General features: G+C 67.0%; 17 protein-coding genes. 5 read left to right on the top strand and 12 right to left on the bottom strand.

Annotated elements, in window-relative coordinates; all coding sequences use genetic code 11:
* The 9 genes from BN1263_RS15355 to BN1263_RS15315 all read right to left on the bottom strand — a co-directional run.
* A partial coding sequence (locus tag BN1263_RS15355; RefSeq protein WP_058982325.1) for a type II secretion system F family protein occupies positions 1-845 on the bottom strand: 845 nt, incomplete at its 3' end.
* A 25-nt stretch (positions 846-870) separates the two neighbouring features.
* A complete protein-coding gene (locus tag BN1263_RS15350) occupies positions 871-1827 on the bottom strand; it encodes a type II secretion system F family protein (RefSeq protein WP_058982323.1) in 957 nt (318 codons plus the stop codon).
* Between the two features lie 2 nt (positions 1828-1829).
* Positions 1830-3179: a TadA family conjugal transfer-associated ATPase gene (locus BN1263_RS15345; RefSeq protein ID WP_058982321.1), complete on the bottom strand. Its 1350-nt coding sequence runs from the start codon at positions 3177-3179 to the stop codon at positions 1830-1832.
* Positions 3164-4420: a CpaE/TadZ family protein gene (locus BN1263_RS15340; RefSeq protein WP_019659961.1), complete on the bottom strand. Its 1257-nt coding sequence runs from the start codon at positions 4418-4420 to the stop codon at positions 3164-3166. Before BN1263_RS15340 ends, BN1263_RS15345 begins: the two co-directional genes overlap by 16 nt.
* A 27-nt stretch (positions 4421-4447) precedes the next feature.
* Positions 4448-5806 carry a type II and III secretion system protein family protein gene (locus tag BN1263_RS15335; protein ID WP_058982319.1) on the bottom strand — a complete coding sequence of 453 codons (1359 nt, stop codon included), beginning with the start codon at positions 5804-5806 and terminating at the stop codon, positions 4448-4450.
* Positions 5807-5824: 18 nt separating this feature from the next.
* Positions 5825-6862, bottom strand: coding sequence for a Flp pilus assembly protein CpaB (gene cpaB, locus BN1263_RS15330; RefSeq protein WP_058982317.1), 1038 nt, complete (start codon positions 6860-6862; stop codon positions 5825-5827).
* 23 nt (positions 6863-6885) lie between these two features.
* Positions 6886-7362, bottom strand: coding sequence for a TadE/TadG family type IV pilus assembly protein (locus BN1263_RS15325; RefSeq protein ID WP_058982316.1), 477 nt, complete (start codon positions 7360-7362; stop codon positions 6886-6888).
* Entirely contained in the window at positions 7359-7904 is a 546-nt protein-coding gene (locus tag BN1263_RS15320; protein ID WP_058982314.1) for an A24 family peptidase, read from the bottom strand. The genes BN1263_RS15325 and BN1263_RS15320 overlap by 4 nt, the downstream gene beginning before the upstream one ends.
* A gap of 67 nt (positions 7905-7971) precedes the next feature.
* Positions 7972-8163: a Flp family type IVb pilin gene (locus BN1263_RS15315; protein WP_021204284.1), complete on the bottom strand. Its 192-nt coding sequence runs from the start codon at positions 8161-8163 to the stop codon at positions 7972-7974.
* Between the two features lie 684 nt (positions 8164-8847).
* Between BN1263_RS15315 and BN1263_RS15310 the strand changes: the two genes are divergently transcribed.
* From BN1263_RS15310 to BN1263_RS15295, 4 genes are all read left to right on the top strand, one after another.
* Complete coding sequence (locus BN1263_RS15310; RefSeq protein WP_021204283.1) at positions 8848-9828, top strand: AraC family transcriptional regulator; 981 nt, start codon at positions 8848-8850, stop codon at positions 9826-9828.
* A gap of 236 nt (positions 9829-10064) precedes the next feature.
* Complete coding sequence (locus BN1263_RS15305; protein ID WP_058982311.1) at positions 10065-15170, top strand: YadA-like family protein; 5106 nt, start codon at positions 10065-10067, stop codon at positions 15168-15170.
* A 63-nt stretch (positions 15171-15233) separates the two neighbouring features.
* Complete coding sequence (locus tag BN1263_RS15300; RefSeq protein WP_058982308.1) at positions 15234-16070, top strand: OmpA family protein; 837 nt, start codon at positions 15234-15236, stop codon at positions 16068-16070.
* 119 nt (positions 16071-16189) lie between these two features.
* Entirely contained in the window at positions 16190-16480 is a 291-nt protein-coding gene (locus BN1263_RS15295) for a DUF6959 family protein (protein ID WP_019659952.1), read from the top strand.
* Positions 16481-16562: 82 nt separating this feature from the next.
* Here BN1263_RS15295 and BN1263_RS15290 read toward each other — a convergent pair whose 3' ends face one another.
* The gene (locus BN1263_RS15290; RefSeq protein ID WP_058982306.1) at positions 16563-17390 is read right to left on the bottom strand and encodes a class I SAM-dependent methyltransferase; all 828 of its coding nucleotides are present in this window, start codon (positions 17388-17390) and stop codon (positions 16563-16565) included.
* A gap of 63 nt (positions 17391-17453) precedes the next feature.
* Between BN1263_RS15290 and BN1263_RS15285 the strand changes: the two genes are divergently transcribed.
* The gene (locus BN1263_RS15285; RefSeq protein WP_058982303.1) at positions 17454-17858 is read left to right on the top strand and encodes a MerR family transcriptional regulator; all 405 of its coding nucleotides are present in this window, start codon (positions 17454-17456) and stop codon (positions 17856-17858) included.
* Positions 17859-17889: 31 nt separating this feature from the next.
* On the opposite strand, the gene BN1263_RS15280 is transcribed toward BN1263_RS15285, so the two are convergent.
* Positions 17890-18606 carry an MgtC/SapB family protein gene (locus tag BN1263_RS15280; RefSeq protein ID WP_005409984.1) on the bottom strand — a complete coding sequence of 239 codons (717 nt, stop codon included), beginning with the start codon at positions 18604-18606 and terminating at the stop codon, positions 17890-17892.
* Positions 18607-18734: 128 nt separating this feature from the next.
* On the bottom strand, positions 18735-19410 hold a 676-nt coding region (locus BN1263_RS15275), incomplete at its 5' end, for a chloride channel protein (RefSeq protein ID WP_186008977.1).

Raw genomic sequence — 19410 nt, 5'->3', positions numbered from 1 at the left:
ATCATCACCACGGTCATCTTCACCGAGAGCTTGCCGACCTTTTCCTTCAACGTGTTGCGACGCTGCTCGCGCAGGCGGAGGCTGAACTGCCGCAGGGGCTCCTGCACCGCACCGCCATGGGCATGCACCTGCAGGATCAGCTGCATCAGGCTGGTCAGGTCATCGTCGGCATAGACCTCGCTCAGCCGCCGCAGGGACTGCGCGCGCGTGCGGCCATGGGTATAGGCGACATTGGCCTCCTGAAGTTCGCTGCCGAGTACCGGCAATGCATCGCGAAGCTTGTCGCCGAGCGTCTGCAGGCTCTGGTCCATGCTGAAGCCTACGCCCTGCAGCAGGCGCAGCAGGTCGATCAGCAGCGGCAGCTCGGTTTCGACTGCACGCCGGCGCCGCTTCACCCAGGAAGAGAGAACGAATTTGGGCAACAGCAGTCCAGCGGCCAAGGCACCGATGATCACCATGATCCTGGCCAGCCCGGTGACGCTGCTGAATGTCAGCACCAGTGCCAGCACCAGCACGGCCAGCAGCAGGCGCAGGCCGAGGTAGATGGCCGTACCGCGACGGGTGTTCCACCCGGCCAGATCCAACAGCAGCCGATCTTCATTGGCCAGCAATGCCGTTTCCAGGCGGCCGCCGCTGAGGGCACGACCGAAGCGTTCGAGCCAGCCCAGCGAATCGTGCCGTGCAGGTTCGGTGTCACGGGACGTCTCGCGCGGCTGCAGGGCGGTCTTCAACGTGGCCGTTGTACGCTGCTCGCGATGGCTGCGTATCCAGCCGCCGATACCCAGCAGGGCGATGCCGGCAGCCAGCACGAGCAGGGAGAGGGCGAACCAGGCGCTGGCGCTCATCGGTCGTCTCCGGCTGGGCGGGGGTTCATAGCGATTTGGCCAGGCGATACAGCAGGAAGCCGCCGACAAGCTCCATGCCCAGTGCAAGCAGCAGGATCTTGTGGCCAAGCGGATCGTGCAGCACCGGCTGGAAGAAGTCCGGGCTGGCGATCGCCATCAGCACCGCGCACGCCGGTGGCAGCAGGCCCAGCACCCACGCAGACATGCGTGTCTCGGAGGTCGTCGCCGAAAGCTCCTGCTGCGCCTGTTCCAGGTCGCGCATGAAATCACCCATGCGCTGCAGGATCTGGTCGGAGCGCCCGCCGATGCGCACGCTGACACCGATCACCACCGACAACACCTTCAGCACCTCCATGCGATAGGGTTGCGCGGCCTGCGCGAGTGCACGGTCCAACTCCATGCCGCTGCGCGCAAAGCGCACCGTGGTGTCCAGCAGCCCGCGCAACGGCGTGCTGGTCTGCATCGACGCAACCTGGAACGCGGCCTGCAGGCTGTTGCCCAGTGCAGTCAGCCGCACCAGGTTGTCGAGGAAGTCCGGCAGCTGATGCAGCAGTTGCGCACGCAGCTTCGTGGTCCGCCGCATCACCCACAGCCAGCAGCCAAGCAGGTACAGCAGCAGGGTCAGCGGAAACATCCACGCGGTGCCCAGCCGCGCCATCGCTACCACCGACAGTACCAGCCCCGGTACCAGCAGCATGATGGGGATTTTCCAGCCGGTCTGCAGCCCTGCGCGCTGCAGCAGGCCATCCAGCGGCAGCACGCGGCGCCCGGTGCTGGCGGGCCGCGCCGGATCGTTGGCAGCGGTGACGGACGGCCCGGCGGGTGCCCCGCCCGTGGCGCTTCCGCGCGAAAGCTGCTGCTCGGCGTGCCGCATTGAAACCTGGCGTTGTTCACGGCTGCTGGCCGTGCCCCACAGCCAGGCTGCCAGCGCCAGCAGCACCGCGATGATGCTCAACATGCCCAGCAGCGCGCCGGTTCCCATGCTCAGAAGTCTCCGTAGAGCGATTCGCGCAGCTGTTGGCGGAACGGCTCCAGCTTGTGCGAGTGTGGATGGAAGCCCAGCCCGACCCAGCGATCGATCTCTTTGCCGTTGCCGTCGATCTGCAGTTCGTGGCGGAACATTTCCTGGGTGGTGATCAGGTTGTCGCTGACACCGGTGATCTCGGTGATCGATACCAGCACGCGGCGGCCGCTGCCCAGGCGCGAGATCTGCACGATGAAGTCGATGGCACTGGCGATCTGCCGGCGCAGGCTGTCCTCGCTGCCCTGGAAGCCGGCAAATCCAGCAAGCATCTCGATCCGGTACAGGCAGTCGCGTGGTGAATTGGCGTGGATGGTGGCCATCGAACCGTCGTGGCCGGTGTTCATGGCCTGCAGCATTTCCAGCACCTCGGCGCCACGCACCTCGCCCACCACGATGCGATCAGGGCGCATACGCAGGCTGTTGCGGACCAGATCGCGGATGCTCACCGCGCCATGGCCTTCGGCGCCACCGATGCGGCTTTCCAGGCGGACCACATGCGGGTGGTTGAGCGAGAGTTCTGCGGTGTCCTCGACGGTGATCACGCGCTCGTTCGCGGGGACGTAGCTGGCCAGGGCGTTCAGCAGCGAGGTCTTGCCGGAGCTGGTGCCGCCGGATACCAGGATGTTGCAGCGGCCCAGCACCATCGCCTTCAGCAGGGCGTGCATCGGTTCGTCGAAGGTGCCCTTGGCCAGCAGTTCATCGGGAGTGAATGGATCCTTGCGGAACTTGCGGATGGACACCATCGGTCCGTCCACGGCCAGCGGCGAGATGATCGCGTTGAGACGGCCGCCGTTGGGCAAACGCGCATCGACCATCGGGTTGGAGTCATCCAGGCGGCGCCCGAGCGGGGCCAGGATACGTCGCAGGATGCGCAGCAGGTGCGTATCGTCGGTGAATCGCTGGGTGGCCCGCTTGAGCTGGCCACCCTGGGAAACATGCACATCCTTGAAACCGTTGATCAGGATGTCTTCGATGGACGGGTCGTGCAGCAGGTCGTCCAGCGGGCCAAAGCCGGTCAGCTCCTTGACCAGGCCGTCGGCGACCACCTGCATCTCTTCTTCGTTGATCGGGATGCGCCACTCCTGGATGAAGCTCACCGTCTGCACCTGCACCCAGCGGGCGATGGTGTCGGGCGCCCAGGAATCGATGTCGATGCGCTCGTCCTCGATGCTGTTGAGCAGGTGCTCATGCGCTGCCGACAGCACCTTCTGGTACTGCTCGGTCTGCGCGAACGGCTGATGGCCCGGCGTGCTTTCGGGCAGCACCGGCCGGGCAACGGCATGCGGGAAAGGGGTTACCTTGTCTTCCATTGCGATCCACCCAGGGCAAGGGAGAGTCTTTCCCGCAGGCCCTGCGCCTGCACCCGGCAAGCGGCCGGGTCCAGGCGCGAAACCAGTGGGGCGAGGGCACGCAGATAGGGGTCACGCGGCGCATCCTGCAGCAGCAGGTGGCCCTGGCTCGCTGACAGGCGCACGCGGGGGCGCTCGGGAAGCGTGGCCAGCAGGGGCACCTCGAAGCGGCGCGCAATCTGCTCCGGGCTCATTCCGCTGCTGTCATCGTGGCGGTTGATCACCAGCTGCAGCCGCTTCTCGCGTTCGCGTTGCCCGGCAAGGTGCTTCAGTGCCTGATCGAGCGACACCAGCGTGGCGATCGAGGCATCTGTGACCAGCCAGATCTCGTCGGCCTGGTCCAGCAGCAGCGGTGGCAGCTGGCGCACCGGGCAGCCGCCGGCATCACACAGCACGCTGGCGAACACGGTGCGCAGGCGCTGCAGCAGCGCACCCGGATCGGACGGCGGCACTGCGTCGCTTCCGCTGGCGCGGTCCAGCAGCACCAGCCCGGAATCGTGCCGGGCCATGGCCGTGCGGGCGAGGGTGGCGTCGATGCGGCTGGCGTTGCGCAGCGCGTCTTCGTAATGGAAGCGGCTGTCCAGATTGAGGTACAGCGCAAGGTCACCCGAAGGCTGGGCCAGTTCCATCAGCAGGCCGTCCTGCTGCACTGCCTCGCCCTGTGCCAGCGCACGGGTCTGCTGTGCCAGCACCGAAAGGTGCGCGGCCATCGTACTGGTGCCAACCCCGGCGCGCACGCCCAGCAGGACGATCAGGCGCGCCTTGTGCGCGTGCTGCGCGGCGGCAGCTGGTCGAGGTGACAGGGCACGACGCAGTGCGGCCTCGACACCGGCGTTGTCGCTGTCCAGGTCCAGTACGTCACGCAGACCCGCCCGCAGTGCGATGACGACACCCTCTACCTGTCCGGCACTGGTGGCACCGACGGCAACCAGTGCCAGGTCCGGTTCTGTCTGTTGCAGTTGCTGCGCCAGCACGCTGGAGGCGGCGGCATGCTCGGGGCGGAAGTCGAGCAGCACAAGGTTCTGCGGCCCGCGGTGCAGGTCCTGTGCGGAGGTCGGGGCGCTGCTGTCCTGCCAGTGCAGGGTGGTGGTCGGTGGCAGTTTGGCCGCCAGCCGGGGCAGCAGTTCGCGATCCATTCCGTACAGGACCAGGTTCATCGGCGGTCCTTGCGGATGCAGCGGCTGGGCAGTGGCGTAGGGCATGGGCGTGGTATCGCAGGCATCATGGAATCAGCGTGAGAAGCCGGGTACCGGGTCCTGGCTGATTGGACCCAGCAGCCAGGCGCCCCATTCGGGCATGTGCGGCTTGGCTTCGCGGTCGCCGGGCAGTGGCAGTTCGGTGTTGCGGGCCAGCGGCTTCACCAGGCGTGGCGTGACGATGATCACCAGCTCCTTGTCCTGGCGCTTGTAGTCGAAGTTGCGGAAGAACGAGCCGATGACCGGCAGGTCACCCAGCAGCGGAATCTTGCCGACGCTGGAAACCACGTTGGAACTGACCAGGCCACCGATCACGAAGCTCTCGCCATCGCCCAGCTCGACCGTGGTGTCGGCGCGGCGGGTGGTGATCGATGGAATCTGCACGCCATTGAGCGCGATGGCGTTGCTGTAGTCCAGGTCGCTGGCTTCCGGCGCGACTTTCAAGGCGATGCGGTTCGGCGCCAGTACCGTCGGTGTCACGGTCAGGCCGATGCCGAAGGGCTTGTAGGTGATCGTGGTGGTGCCCAGCCCCTGCGGCTCCAGGATTGGCAGCTCGCCGCCGGCAAGGAAGCTGGCGCTCTGGCCGGACAATGCGACGAGGGTAGGTTCGGCCAGCACGCGCGCCATGCCATTGTTCTGCAGCAGGTCGACGTCGGCATTCCACAGGCCCTTGGTCGAGCCGAACACCAGGCGGAACGCCGAAGAAATGGGCGATTCGGCTTCGTTGCTGGAGTTGCCTTCCTGCATGCCGGGCAGGATGCCGGTGTTGCCCGGCAGCTGGCCGCCCGGGCGGGCGAATCCGTAGGCGAAGTTGCCATTGCGGTTCTGGAAGCTGATGCCGATCTGCTTCAGAGCGGTCTTGTTGAATTCGACCACCTTGACCTCGACCTGCACGACGCCGCCGCTGCTTACCGTCGATGCGTCGGCAAGCAGTCCGTCCTTGCCCAGGGCCATCGCGGCGGTCTTCTGTTCCTGCATGTGCGACAGCACACTGTCGGTGCTTCCCTGCAGCAGGCCCTGATTGTCCTGCTGGGTGAACACCAGTCCGTTCGCGCCCGCGTCGGCCGCGCCCTGCACCGCGCTTTGTACCCGCACCTGCAGGCGCTGTGGCTCGGCCTGCTTGCGGTGCCAGAGCAGGAGCGTGGTGGTGCCCGGTGCCTTGCCGACCAGCAGTGCCTGGCGCTGGCCGCGCAGCATCACGATATCGGCCACGCCCGGGTCGGCAATGGCCACCCGCTCCAGGTCACCCGGCAGGGGCCAGGGGCGCTGCTCGCGCGTCTGCAGTACCAGGTCGTCGGCGGCCACGCTCGTCGCCGGTGCCAGCAGCACCAGCAGCAGGGCCAGCCAGCGCTGGCGGGGGGAAGGGCGTGGACTGCGGCGACGTTCGGTCATGGATGCGCTCGATGCAGGTCAAAGGGAACCACGGGGGGCGGAACTGTCACCCCGGATGATTTCGATACCCGATGCGCGCGGGGCGCTGCGCCGGGGTGCGAGTGTCCGTGCCGGGGCATCCTGGGTGCTGCGGGCCGGCGTGTTGCTGCGGCCGGCCAATGCATCACCGTCGATGCCGGCGTAGGCGTGATTCTCCGGCCGTTGCAGCGCAAGCTGCTGTTCCGCATCCAGCCCCCGCAGCGGATCGATCACACCGCGTGCCTGCGGGAACAGCGCCAGATCGGGCTGGCCGGGATCGGCAGGGTTGCGCAGGGCCAGGAACAGTTTGCCCTGCTGCGCACCCAGCAACAGCCGGTTGGCGTCGGCCACCGGTACCGCCAGTACCGCGCTGCGTGCCGGCTGGGTGGTCTCGCTGCCCGTGCTCTGGGTGCTGCTGCTTCCGGTGATGTCGGCGGCGCGTGGATCGTTGCGCGCATCGGCTTCAGTGCTGGCGACAGCGCCAGCGTTGGCCAGGGCGATGTCCTGCTGGCCATAGCTGAGCACGCGCAGGCGCGACAACAGCAGGCGCGTCTGTGCTGCATCGGCCGGCCCGCTGGCGTTGGGTTGGGCGTTGCGCAGGTTGAGGAACACGTCGACAAAATCGCCCGGCACGATGCGGTTGCCGGCGCCCACCAACTCGTCAACCGGTACCGCGAGTGCGCGCTCTCCGGGGCGCAGCTGCAGCGAGAATCCCTGCGCAAGCGCATTGCTGCTGATTGCCGTGCCTTCGGCAATGTCCTGCACCGGCACCTTTCCCACCACGGCGGAAATGCTGGAGGCGGCACCGGCAACCGGGGCGCTGCGCTGCGCCAGGCGCAGTCCATTGGCAGAAATGGGTTCGCCGGCCGGCAGTCGCGCCACCGCCTCCACCACGGTGATTGCCTGGGCTTCGCTCTGCGCGGCCGGGGCAACCGTGGCCGGCGCGGCTTGCCTGCGCCCGATCATCAGGGCGATGACCGCCAGCAGCACGGCCAACCCGATCAGGGCGACGGCGGCGATGCGGGTCAACTTGAGCATGGAACCGTCTCCTGTAGCGATCGTCAGTTGCCGCTGCCGAGGTCGAGTTGCGCGACCGCCACGCTGCGGATGGGAGCCCGCATTACCCACTTGTAGAGCGTGGCGGTGCCGGGCAGGAAGGGATGGCTTGCGTAGTCGTAGCTGACGGTCACGGTCATGCACTGGGCGCTGGCCAGTCCGGCGCAGGGCGCCTGCGCGGAAACCAGGATGGCGTTGCTTCCCCCATTGCTGCAGTCGACGGACTGCCCGGAGAAGTTCAGCAGCCACTGCATCGAGCTGCGCGCCGCAATACACGCCGCGGTACGACGTTCATTGGCGCTGCCATAGCGCAGCGATGCGCGCGCACCCTCGGCCGAAGCGGTTGCCAGCGTCTGCTGGGCCGCCATGATCATCACGCCGGAGAACGTAAACAGCAGCAGTGGCAGCAGGCCCAGCATGAGCATCAAGGCGAACTCGATGCTGGCCGCACCACGTTGCCGGCGCGGGTTGGGGGTGTTCATGGCACACCTCCATACGTAGTGATGAGGATCCAGGCGATGGCCGACACGGCCAGGTAGGCTGCATAGGGAATGCCATGGCGTCCCTGGCGGGCGTTCTGCATGTCGCGCAGCGCCGGGTGTGAATGCCACTGCGAACTGGCCCGGTTCAGCTGGGCTTGCAGGCCGATGGGCAGTACTGGACCCACCCGGCGTGACGCCAGCACCAACGCGGCATGTGCGCCCGCTGCGAGGCTGGCCGCGATCCAGATCGGCAGCAGTGTCTGCCAGCCCAGCATCAATCCCAGCACGGAAAAGAACTTGACATCCCCGGCGCCCATCCAGCGCAACGCATGGAACGGCAGCAATGCGACCAGGCCGAGCGCCGCGCCGGCAACGTGGGAAGCCCACGGCAGGCGCGGCGCGTTGAACTGTCCGGCGATGAGCACGACAACGGTGATCGCGCATGCGGACAGCAGCCAGGCGTTGGGCACCCGCCGGGCGTACAGATCGCTGATCGCGATCCGCAGGCATACGCCGATGGCCAATAAACCCAGCAGTGTCATCGCACACTCCGTCGCCCGTCAGTGGACGCTCAGCAGTTGCTGTCCCTGATCCAATCCAGGAGGCGGCTCAGGCGGGCGTGCTGCCTGAAGCCTTGTTGGCAAGCTTGGTGAGATTCTCAAAGAGCGTGCTGAAGAATGTCTGGATCTGCGTACTGCCCAGTGCGATCAGCACTCCCGCAATCACAGCGGCCAGCAGCCCGTACTCGAGCGCGGTGACACCATCTTCTTCCTTCAGGAACTTGCGGATCGATGCGTTCATGACGATTGTCTCCCTCTACCTGTCTGCTACAGGACACCTGTTGGGCGGTGGCCCGGCTCCGCCGGGATCGTCCGTGGACCTCCGCACGTCCTGGCGGAGGAGGCAAGGCGGGATGGACCCGCTGTGCTCAAGCAGGGCGATCGCTTCCAGGCGGGACGCCGTTCGCACAACCGCGACCGCGCGGCGCGGGGCCGGTGGTCGACGTGTCGAGCGATACGTGCATGGTCATGCTGTCCCCCTGGGTGCGGTCATTATCAAAGACCGGATCACCGTGTTATCGACTTTGCCTGAATGGCGGCCGGCTGCAACCGGAACCTATATGCAAATTCGGCAGAATCCCTTCGGTCCTTAATTTTTCACGCGGGTTCTGTGACGGAAATCCGTTCGCTCGCACAACGATTCATCGACGTGCAGATAATGTGATTTTGGGTTCAGTCGAATGCGAGAACTGTGCCAATCACGTCAGCATGATTTTCACGTCTGTATCCATCCTATTCAACGCGGGGCAGATGTTTACCCCGCTGAATTATCGGGCATACTCGTATTCAAGTACTCGCGTTTCTTTTGGGGTGCGCACTTTGCTGGCGCGCATCCCGGCGATGGAAGAGATTCCATGAGAGGTGCGCGCCCTGTCAGGCAGTGGGGGCCGTATCGCACGACGGATAATCGGGGGACGACACTGTCATGGTCGATGGTGGGGTAGGAGACAGCGACGACAGCGGCCTGCGGTCGATCGACCTGGCGACGCTGAGCGGCGTGCTTCGTGTATGTGATGTTGAACTGCTTCTGCTCGATGGCAATGGGCCGCGGGCAGCCTTCGCTTCACGCGTGCACGAGGAGGCGTTGTTCTGCAGCATCAGCTGTGGATTCCATTGCCGTGGCCGCTTCATGCTGCCGCCGGACTGGGCGATGCTCGGCTATCTGCACGCCACCGATGAGACGCTGAGCTGGTGCCATGGTGTACCGCTTGCGGCGGGTATGGCGTTGACCGTGATGCCGGAGGGCATCAGCGAGTTCACCCTGAGCCCGGGCACGCACATGACGCTGATGCTGGTGCCGGCGGCGCGCGTACAGCGCAAGCTGACCGAACTGAGCCTGCGCAGCACGCCACCGGCTGGGCAGGCACTTTCGTTGTTCAGCCTGGCCAACGAAGCAGCGCCGTTGGCGCGCCATTATCAGCAGCTGCACCTGCAGCTGGGGCAGGGTTCCGGCCTGCAGCCGGAAGAAGCCGAGCGGCTGCTGCATGAGCATGTGCAGGCACTGCTGGGCGCGGGTACCGCCGACCGCCCGGGCTGCAGCCGTGCGCGGCGCACACATTATCTGATTGCTCAGCGTGCCGAGAATTTCATGCGGCTCAACCTGCGCCGCAACATCTACATGAATGAAATCTGCGATGCCGCTGGCGTCAGCGAGCGCGGCCTGCGTTATGCATTCGAGGACCTGTTCGGCACTTCGCCGAACCGGTACCTCTCCATGCTGCGCCTGTGTGCCGCCTGCCGCAGCCTGTCGATGGCCGATTCCAGCCGCCGCTCGGTGAAGGCCATCGCGCTCAGCTGCGGGCTTTGGGACCTCTCGCGCTTCGCTGACAATTATCGCAAGGTATTCGGCGAACTGCCGCGCGATACCCTGATGCGCGCGCCCGCGCAGATCGGCCAGCCGGCCTGAGCCAAGGTCCCGCAAGGGTTTCCACGGCATTTATGCCGGAATTGCGCATCCGTTTGCCGATCATGCTGCCGCTTCTGCATAGACGGCTGCCGATTCCGGCCGTGGATTTGCCGGAATGCGCGATTGCCGTGCCGGATTGAGGTGCGCCACCGCCGTTGCAAACGCTGAAATGTCAGTCACCTGCCTAACGGCAAGTCCACTGACATTCCAGTTGTTCGCCTACGGGGGAAATGCTCATGAACCGCATCTACCGGCGTGTATGGAACCGCCAGCTCAATGCTCTGGTTGTGGCCTCGGAACTGGCCACCGGCGACAGCGGCGGCAGCGCCGCCCGCGATCCGCGCAGTGCTCTGCTGATGCCGACTGCCCTGGCCCTTGCCCTGTTGTGTGCGCTGGCCAGCGGGCATGCGGGCGCAACCGAATCCAATCAGTCGCTGCGCGACCTGCAGGCGCTCGCAGCCAAGTACGCGCAGCCGATGCCGGTCAAGGTCGACGCGGAAGTGGCGCTGGCCGCAGCCTCGCGCCAGGCGCAGAGCAGTCCGGCAATCAGCGCTGATGCGCGTGTCGGCCTGCAGCTGAGTACGAACGCGCTGCCGATCGTACGCGACGTGCTGCCGGCCACCGTGCAGGTGAAGCTGGCGGCGAGCGCTGCGCCGAAGCAGGTCGCGGTTCCTGCGCTGGCCGCCGATGTCCGCGCCAATGCCGGGTTGGGACACGCAGCGTCCAGTGTGGCGAAGATTGATGCCTCGCTGGCGGCCAACGTTGTGCCGTCCGCGCACGCGCCGCTCGGTGTGGCTGCGGATGCCCAGGCGAAGGCCGGCGTTGGCATCGCCGGTGCGCAGGTGGCCTCGATCGATACCGGTGCCAAGGCGGCCGCCGCTGTTGCTGGCGCACCGGCTGGCTCGCGGTCCGGCCTCAAGGCGTCCGTTGACGGCAAGGTGGATTCGCAGCTGAAGCTGGCGGGCCACCAGATCGACGGCCAGGGGCAGGTCAAGGCGACGGCGGCGGTCACGCTGCCGGCCAAGGAGGAGCTGCCGGGCGAGACTCATGATCGTGCGATCACCGCGGCCTTCGATACCGGTGTTGCCGGCAACGTGCGCGTGCAGGCGCCGGGTGGCCACGAAGTCGTGGCCGACCGCAATCTGAAGCTGGCCGGCCAAGCGACCGTGGCGGCGCAGAACAGCGCGCTGGGCGTCGATGGCCTGGTGGGCGGTGTTGTCGGCGCGGCAGGCGGCGCCATAGGTGGCGTGCTTGATGGCACCGTAGGCAACACGGTTGGTGCGGTCGGCGGCGCCTTGCACGGCACGGTTGGAACGGTGGGCGAAGCACTGGGCAGCACGCTCGAAGGCACCGTTGGAACTGTCGGTAGCGCGGTGGGTGGTGCACTGAACGGCGCTGTTGGTACGGTTGGCGCAGTTGGCGGCACCGTGGGTGGTGCGCTCAACGGCACGGTCGATTCGGTCGGCAGCACCGTCGGCGGCGCGCTCAACGGGGCTGTTGGCACGGTTGGTGCAGTTGGCGGCACCGTGGGTGGTGCACTCAACGGCACGGTCGGTTCGGTCGGCAGCACCGTCGGTGGCGCGCTCAACGATGCAGTTGGCACCGTCGGTGCCGTGGGCGGTGCCGTGGGCGGCACGCTCAACAGTACAGCGGGTGCAGTGGGCAGCACCGTCGGCGGTGTACTCAACGGCGCTACAGGTGGCAGCCTCGGCGGCCTGGGTGGCCTGCTGGGCGATACGCTGGGCAATGTCGGCAGCGCCGTAGGCAACCTGCTCAACGGCAACCTCAACGGCACCATCGGCAATCTCGGCAGTGCCGTAGGCGGGCTGGTCGGCGGCACGCTTGGCGGGCTCGGCCTGACCCAACCCTCGGCCATACCGCCCACCAGCCCAAAGGCGCCGGCGCCGGCCGACCCGAACGCGGGCCTGATCATCGGCACCGGTGGCCTGGTCGGCAATGTCGGCCAGCTCATCGGGCCGACCACCAGCAGCCTGTTCGGCGGCGACGGCTACCTGAGCAACGGCAACCTCAAGCTCAGCAACGCCAACGTGATGCAGACCTACTCGACGGTCAATGTGCTGGGCCTGCCGGTGGTCAACCTGTCGCCGGTTGGTAGCACCCTCAATGGCCTCGGCGGCGCCGTCACCGGCGGCAGCTCGCACCTGACGCTTATTGGCGGCGTTACCTCGGACAGTTACATCTACAACATCAACAACGGCAATCCGGGTGGCCTGCTCGGGCTGCTGCTGCCAACGGATTCGCCGGAATGGGCGGCGAAGTGCCTGGACATCGCGCTGGCCGACATCTCCTGCTGGGCCGTCAACGCGGCACAGGACTACCAGGTGCTGATGGGTGACGGCGCCTTCGCCAACGGTTCGAAGGAAGTGGTGATCGGCGCCAATGCACGGCACGAACTGCCCAGGGTCGATGCCAACGTTGCCTTCCCGGGCGATGGTGTGAACGATCCCACCAACCCGACCGGCGTCCCGACCGCAGACTACGCTGCGCGCATGGGCCATTCGGTGATCGTCGGTGACAGTGCCGTCGGTACCGCCAACGGCCAGACCCTGCTGGGTGCTGAAGCCACCTCCAACCAGGCGAACTCGGTCGCACTGGGCTACCGTTCGGCTGCACTGCGCGGCGCGCAGGCCAGCTACAGCGCTTATGGCCTCACTGCACCGCAGGTCTCGGCCGGCGAAGTATCGGTGGGCACCGCCGGTGGCGGCGAGCGCCAGATCACCAACGTGGCTGCCGGCAGCGTCAACACCGATGCGGTCAATGTGGCCCAGTTGAAGGGCGCCATCAGTCTGATCGACGATGTGGCCTCCGCAGCGGTCACCTATGACCTGGATGGCTCGGGCAACCCGAACTATCGCCGGGTCACGCTCGGAGCAGGCACCGGCACCACCACCATCGGCAACCTGGCCGGCGGCGCGGTCACCGCGGGCAGCCTGGAAGCAGTCAACGGTGGCCAACTGGCTGCGACCAACGCCGCCATCGCCAGCTTCTTCGGTGGCCGCGCTGCGTTCGATCCGGCCAGCGGTGCCTTCACTGCGCCGCTGTTCGAGATCAGCACGATCTCCACCACCGGCGCCATCGCCCAGGGCCTGTACACCAACGCCACCGATGCCTTCGCGGCGGTGGATGGTTCGCTGGTCAACCTCAACACGCAGATCACCGATATCCGCAACGGCGGTACCAAGTACCTGCGGGTGAACTCGACCGGTACCGAGGCCGTGGCCAGCGGCGCCGATTCGATCGCGGTCGGCACCAATGCGCGGGCGACGGCAGCCAACAGCATCGCAGTGGGGGCGGGAAGCCTTGCCGATCGTGCCAACACGGTTTCCATCGGTGCCGCTGGCGCAGAGCGTCAGGTCACCAACGTGGCGGCCGGTACCGCGGCCACCGATGCGGTCAACGTGGGCCAGCTGCAGGCCTCGGAGCAGGGCGCCCTGCGCTATGACCTCAACGGCGACGGCAGCGTCAACTACGCCAGTGCCACGCTGGGCCAGAGCGGCACCGCCACCACGCTGCGCAACCTGGGCCCGGGCCAGGTCAGTGCCACCAGCAGCGAGGCCATCAACGGTGCCCAGCTGTTTGCGGCCAACCAGGCCGTTGCCACCCACCTCGGAGGTGGCGCGGCGGTCAACGCCAGCGGCGTACTGACCGCGCCGACCTATTCGATCAATAACGTTGCCGCCAACGGCACGATCACCAAGGGCAACTACAACGACGTCGGTACCGCCTTCGACGCGGTCAGCAACTCGCTGGCCAACGTTGCCGACCAGACCAGCGAGATCGACAAGCTGGCCGTGAAGTACGATGTCGACGGCAGTGGCAACGTGCTCAACAGCGTGACGCTGACGGGCACCGGCACCGGCGCGGTGAAGATCACCAATGTCGCCGCCGGCAGCATCCTGGCCGGCAGCAGCGACGCCATCACCGGCGACCAGCTGTTCAGCACCCACAGCACCATCGCCAACTACTTCGGCGGCACCACTGCCTACAACGGCACCACCAACGCGTGGACCGCGCCGACGTTCAGCATCTCCAGCATCGCCACCGATGGCACCTTCACCAGCGGCGATTACAACAACGTCACCGCCGCCTTCACTGCCGTCGATGGCTCGCTGAAGGTCCTCAACCAGCGCATCACCAACGGTGGCGGTGGCAGTGCCTACCTGGCGGTGAACTCGACGGCGGCCGCAGCCACCGCGGCCGGTGCGGAAGCGGTGGCGGTCGGCCCGCAGGCCAGTGCAGCCGGTGCCAACAGCGTGGCGGTCGGCAACGGTGCCAGCAGCAGCGCCGGCAACAGCGTGGCACTGGGTGCCGGTTCGGTGGCCAGCGTTGGCGCACAGAGCGGCTATACCGGCGCCTACGGCCAGACCGGTGCCAGCAACTCGGCCGGTGAGGTCTCGGTCGGCAGCAGCGGCAGCGAGCGCAAGATCACCCACGTTGCCGACGGCTCGGACACCTACGACGCGACCAATGTCGGCCAGCTGAAGAACGGCGTGAATTACGCCATCGACGAGTCGAAGAAGTACACCGACCAGAAGATCCAGAACATCACCAACGTGGCGGGCAGCTTCCGCGCCAACAACACCAACAACCTGGCCGACCCGTCCGCCAGCGGTGCCAACTCGGCCGCCGGTGGTGCAGGCTCCACTGCCGCCGGTGCCAACTCGACCGCGCTCGGCAATGGTTCACAGGCGCAGGCCGACAACTCGGTGGCATTGGGTGCGGGTTCGGTGGCGAACCGGGCCAACACGGTCTCGGTGGGTGCGAGCGGCGCCGAACGCCAGGTGGTCAACGTGGCTGACGGCTCGCAGGCCACCGACGCGGTCAACGTGCGCCAGCTGCAGGCCTCGCAGCAGGGTACGCTCCGCTACGACACCACGGTGAACGGTGCGACCAATTACAACAGCGTCACGCTGGGATCCACCGGCAGCGGCCCGACCACGGTGCGCAACGTTGCCGCTGGTACCGCCGGTACCGACGCGGTCAACGTGGATCAGCTGAAGTCGGGGATGGCGCAGACCCTGGACTGGTCCAAGGCCTACACCGACGAGCGCATGGGTGGCTTCGAGCGCGACCTGCGCAAGACCGACAACCGTGCTTCGGCCGGTATCGCCTCGGCGATGGCCACCGCAGCGCTGCCGCAGCCCAGCGAGGCGGGCCGCAGCATGGCCTCGATCGCGGCTGGCAGCTACAACGGCGAATCGGGCGTGGCGCTGGGCATCTCCGGTGTCTCCGAAGGCGGCCGCTGGATCTACAAGTTCAGCGGTTCGACCAACAGCCGTGGCGAGGCCGGCGTGGCCGTCGGTGCCGGCATCCAGTGGTGATATCTCCGCCGCCGGGCCGCACGCGCGGCCCGGTACCGCGGAAACGTCTACAGGGGGAATGACATGAAACAGCATCGTATCGCCCGCGCCGGCCAACATGCCGCTACGCTGGGCCTGATCCTGGGGATGGGCCTGCTGGCCGCTTGCCGCAGCCATGCGCCGGCCACCGACGGTCCTGCCGAAGCCACCGCCGTGCAGTTCCCGGAGGCCTCCAGGGCCTCGTTGAAGGAAGGCATCTATCCGGACGTCGCCGACCTGCGCCGCTTCGCGCCGGGCATGAGCAAGCGGCAGTTGTACACGCTGCTGGGCACGCCGCATTTCAATGAAGGCATGTGGGGCGTGCGCGAGTGGAACTACCTGTTCAACTTCCGCACCGCGCAGGGCGCGGAGTATTTCACCTGCCAGTTCCAGGTGCGCTTCGACAGCAAGGGCATCGCCCAGGGGGGCTACTGGAAGCCGGAATCGTGCGCGGCGGTGATCGAACCGCCACGGCCACCGGCGCCGCCTGCACCGGCACCGCTGCCGGAGCAACCCCTGCGGCTGTCGGCCGACGCGCTGTTCGGATTCGACAGCGCGGTACTCAGCGCCGAAGGCCAGCAGGCGGTGCAGGGCATCCTGGCGCAGGTGCGCGAGGCTGCGCAGGTGCAGTCGATCCGGGTGACCGGGTACACCGACCGTATCGGCAGTGCCAGCTACAACCAGACCCTGTCGCAGCGACGTGCCGAGGCCGTACGCAGCGCGCTGGTGCAGGGCGGGGTGCCTGCGGCCAGCATCAGCGCCGAAGGGCGGGGCGCAGCCGAGCCGATCGTGCAGTGCGAGCAGCGCAATCGGCGCGAGCTGATCGCCTGCCTGGCGCCGAACCGGCGCGTGCAGATCGCCGGAGTGGCACAGCCGCGCTGAAATTCCCTCGCCGGGGCCAGGCCCCGGTCCCGAGTCCCCCCTGACCGCCGGCAGGCGTGGCAACGTCTCCCCCGTCGTCCACGCCTGCCTGCGGCTCAGGTTTTCTAACGGTGCACGCGATGAACGCTCAATTCCTGCCTCTTTCCATGAAGACGGAAACCACACTCAGCGTGTACGGCCAGCTCGGCAACCATGCCGTGGTACGCATTCCCGGGCGGCGCCTGCCAGGCCTGATCCTGCAGGCCGATACCGTGGCCGGGTTCCTTGCCCAGCTGCAGGAGGCCCAGGCCTGCCTGCGAAGCGGCCGCGCGCAGCGTACCGATGCGGAGCTGGACATGCTGATCGACGTGCTGCAGCAGTGGTATGCGTTGATCGAATCTCGTCTGGCCGACGCCGGCGAGGCGCTGTAGACGACAAAAGGGGACGGAGGGGATTAAGTCGTTTCCGGCACGACACGGGCATGTGCGACTTAATCCCCTCCGTCCCGTTTTTCTACGCGTGGCCGCGGACCAGCCAGCAGGCGGCATCCACGCGTACGCGGTCGTTCTCGACGAACGGTGCGAATGCGGCCAGTGCTCGGGCCAGCAGAGAATCGGCGCGTTCCTTCGGCATCGTGCGCAACGCCAGGCCCAACGGACCCACTTGGCCGACATAGGTCGGCAGGTCCTCGCGGGCGAGCGAGCAGGGCAGGTCTACCGCAACAACTTCCACGTCATTCCAGCCGGCGGCCTGCAGCAGATGCTGCACGCGCTCGCCGTCGGCAAAGGCGAACTGGCCCGGTGCGCCCGGTACGCGGGGCGAAAGATCCAGGGCATCGCCGATGGCGCGCTCGGCGGTGGTCATGAACGGATTTTCCCCGGCGCCGCGCCAGGCGAGGAAACGCAGGCCGGCACCCGGTCGCGCCGCGCGGCGCAGGTTGACGAAGGCGGCCTCGGTATCTTCGAAGAACATCACGCCCAACCGAGATTGGATCCAGTCGAAGTGCGCGGTGGGCAACGGATGCTGCTGTGCGTCGGCGACGATGAAGTCTGCGTCCAGCCCTCCCGCCTCGGCGCGTTGACGGGCCAGCGCCAGCATCGGCGCGGAGATGTCCAGGCCGGTGCAGTGCGCCGACGGGCGTGCGGCGGCTGATGCCAGCAGGCTGGCCCCGGTACCGCAGCCGATGTCGAGCAGTTGCGTGACGGTTTCCGGAAGTTCGGCCACGAGCAGGTCGGCCATCGGCTGGAACAGGCCATCGAGAATGGCCTGCTGCGCAACCCAGACCTGGCCGCCAGGGCCGTTCCACAGGGCGTTCTGATCAAGGGGGGGTGTGCTGGCCATGGCCTTGCCTCGGTGGGTAGTTGCCCATAGGTTGGCGCTTGAAGGTCACTTGAGGTCAAGCCCGTGCGCGAACTGGATATTGGCGAGGTGGTCAAGCGCAGCGGCGTGCCGGCCTCGACCCTGCGCTACTACGAACAACTTGGGCTGCTGCAGGCACTGGGCCGTCGCGGCCTGCGCCGGCAGTACGACGAGCATGTGCTGGAACGGCTGGCACTGATCGGCCTGGCCCAGGCGGCCGGGCTGTCGCTGCAGCAGATCGGCGCATCGCTGCCGCCGCAGCGCGGATGCCTTACGCTGGATCGTGAGGCCCTGCTGGCGCAGGCTGATGTGCTGCAGCGGCAGATCATCCAGCTGCAACGGGTACGCCGGCACCTGCAACGTGCGGCGGCCTGCCCGCAGGCAGAGGATGCCCGGAAGTGCGGCTCGTTCCAGAAACTGCTGCGTGCGCAGCAGCGGATGAGGGGATGAGAGAAGAGCCTCCACGCCCCGCGTGGATCAATCAATCGCGGGTGCTGACTTCCCACGTGGCATGCAGCACGCCCGGCACGTGCTCCATCCGCGCCAGCACCACGTCCAGCTCATCGGCACTCACGGCAGTACTGACCAGCACCGCGATCACATCGGTTGGTGCATCGGCATGCTCGACTACCTGCACATCACCGACCGGGTACTGCGCTGCTTCCAGCGCATCGACCAGTCGCTCGCGTACACGCGGAACTGCTTCGGCATCCACGCTCAGGCGCACTTCGTAGGTGGCTTCGGTCGCCGCCTCGTTGATCGGGATGCGGTTGATCGCATTCACCAGCGGCCGCAGCAGCGTGTTGCCGGCGATGATCAGCACGGTCAGCAGCACGCCCTCGGCCAGCATGTCCGCGCCGGTGCAGCTGCCGACCGCCGCCGAGCACCACAGGGTGGCGGCGGTGTTCAGACCGCGCACGTTCATGCCTTCCTTCATGATCACGCCGGCGCCGAGGAAGCCGACCCCGGAGACCACGTAGGAGATCACCCGCACCGCCTCGGCGCTGCCGGCGATGCGCATGCCCAGGTCGACGAAGGCAGCGGCGCCAACTGCCACCAGCACATTCGTGCGCAGGCCGGCCGTGCGTTGCCGGTACTGGCGCTCGGCGCCGATCAGCGTGCCCAGCACGAAGGCGGCCAGCAGGCTGACCACGGTGTCGGCGAAGGGACCGGCCTGGAAGGTCTCAATGAAGCGCATGGCCGGAGTCTACCCGGTTGAGGTGACAGTAGATCCACGCCATGCGTGGATTTCCAGCGGTCCACGCCACGCGTGGTTATTCAGCGTGCCAGAAACGACTTAATCCCCTCCGTCCCCTTTTTGCGGGGTCAGTCGGTGTCCTCGACGCGCTCGCCCATCAGTTCGCGCTGGCGCTTGTCCAGTTCCTCGGCGTAGCGCTTGCGGACGAAGGCTTCAGAGACCACGCCCAGGACCTGGCCGTCGGCGCCGACCACCGCCAGTTCGTCGGCCTGGGTCTGGTCGAAACGCTGCATCACGCTGACCACGTCCGCGGCCGGTGACAGTGAAACGTCACGGTTCTCGGCCAGCTCGCCGATCATGGTCTCCGGTTTCACGCCATCGCCGTAGACCCGTGCAATCTGCACGATGCCGGCGTAGTGGCCCTCGCTGTCGATCAGGATCACCCGGCTGCCCGAGCCCAGCGGGAAGCGCTGGCGGAACGCGGCGGCATCCAGATCGGCCGGAGTAGTGGCCACGCCCTTGCGCATCAGCCGGCCGGCGTTGAGGTTCTGCACCCAGCCCACGTCGCGGGCGCTCTTGATGGTCTCGCCGCGCAGGTGCATGCGCCAGGTCGAGAACGAGTAGCCGAACCACTGCCGCACCAGCGTGCTGGACACCAGTACCGCGCTCATCACCACGCTGGTCAGCAGGAAATCGTGCGTGCCTTCCAGCACCAGCATGGCCATGGTCATCGGCGCGCCAACGACGGCAGCAGCTAGCGCGGCCATGCCGGCCAGCGCGGCCGAGGTGGCGTCGATCACCGGA

The sequence above is a fragment of the Stenotrophomonas thermophila genome, from assembly GCF_001499715.1.
GTDB classification, from domain to species: Bacteria; Pseudomonadota; Gammaproteobacteria; order Xanthomonadales; family Xanthomonadaceae; genus Stenotrophomonas; species Stenotrophomonas hibiscicola.
This window is presented reverse-complemented; position numbering and strand designations above follow the sequence as displayed.

Bases quoted from the DNA above. Each gene is read 5' to 3' on its own strand.
- BN1263_RS15345 (WP_058982321.1), bottom strand. From the start codon at position 3,179: ATGGAAGACAAGGTAACCCCTTTCCCGCATGCCGTTGCCCGGCCGGTG.
- BN1263_RS15305 (WP_058982311.1), top strand. From the start codon at position 10,065: ATGAACCGCATCTACCGGCGTGTATGGAACCGCCAGCTCAATGCTCTG.
- BN1263_RS15300 (WP_058982308.1), top strand. From the start codon at position 15,234: ATGAAACAGCATCGTATCGCCCGCGCCGGCCAACATGCCGCTACGCTG.
- BN1263_RS15310 (WP_021204283.1), top strand. From the start codon at position 8,848: ATGGTCGATGGTGGGGTAGGAGACAGCGACGACAGCGGCCTGCGGTCG.
- BN1263_RS15320 (WP_058982314.1), bottom strand. From the start codon at position 7,904: ATGACACTGCTGGGTTTATTGGCCATCGGCGTATGCCTGCGGATCGCG.
- BN1263_RS15335 (WP_058982319.1), bottom strand. From the start codon at position 5,806: ATGACCGAACGTCGCCGCAGTCCACGCCCTTCCCCCCGCCAGCGCTGG.
- BN1263_RS15280 (WP_005409984.1), bottom strand. From the start codon at position 18,606: ATGCGCTTCATTGAGACCTTCCAGGCCGGTCCCTTCGCCGACACCGTG.
- BN1263_RS15290 (WP_058982306.1), bottom strand. From the start codon at position 17,390: ATGGCCAGCACACCCCCCCTTGATCAGAACGCCCTGTGGAACGGCCCT.
- BN1263_RS15350 (WP_058982323.1), bottom strand. From the start codon at position 1,827: ATGGGAACCGGCGCGCTGCTGGGCATGTTGAGCATCATCGCGGTGCTG.
- BN1263_RS15315 (WP_021204284.1), bottom strand. From the start codon at position 8,163: ATGAACGCATCGATCCGCAAGTTCCTGAAGGAAGAAGATGGTGTCACC.
- cpaB (WP_058982317.1), bottom strand. From the start codon at position 6,862: ATGCTCAAGTTGACCCGCATCGCCGCCGTCGCCCTGATCGGGTTGGCC.
- BN1263_RS15325 (WP_058982316.1), bottom strand. From the start codon at position 7,362: ATGAACACCCCCAACCCGCGCCGGCAACGTGGTGCGGCCAGCATCGAG.
- BN1263_RS15340 (WP_019659961.1), bottom strand. From the start codon at position 4,420: ATGCCCTACGCCACTGCCCAGCCGCTGCATCCGCAAGGACCGCCGATG.
- BN1263_RS15295 (WP_019659952.1), top strand. From the start codon at position 16,190: ATGAACGCTCAATTCCTGCCTCTTTCCATGAAGACGGAAACCACACTC.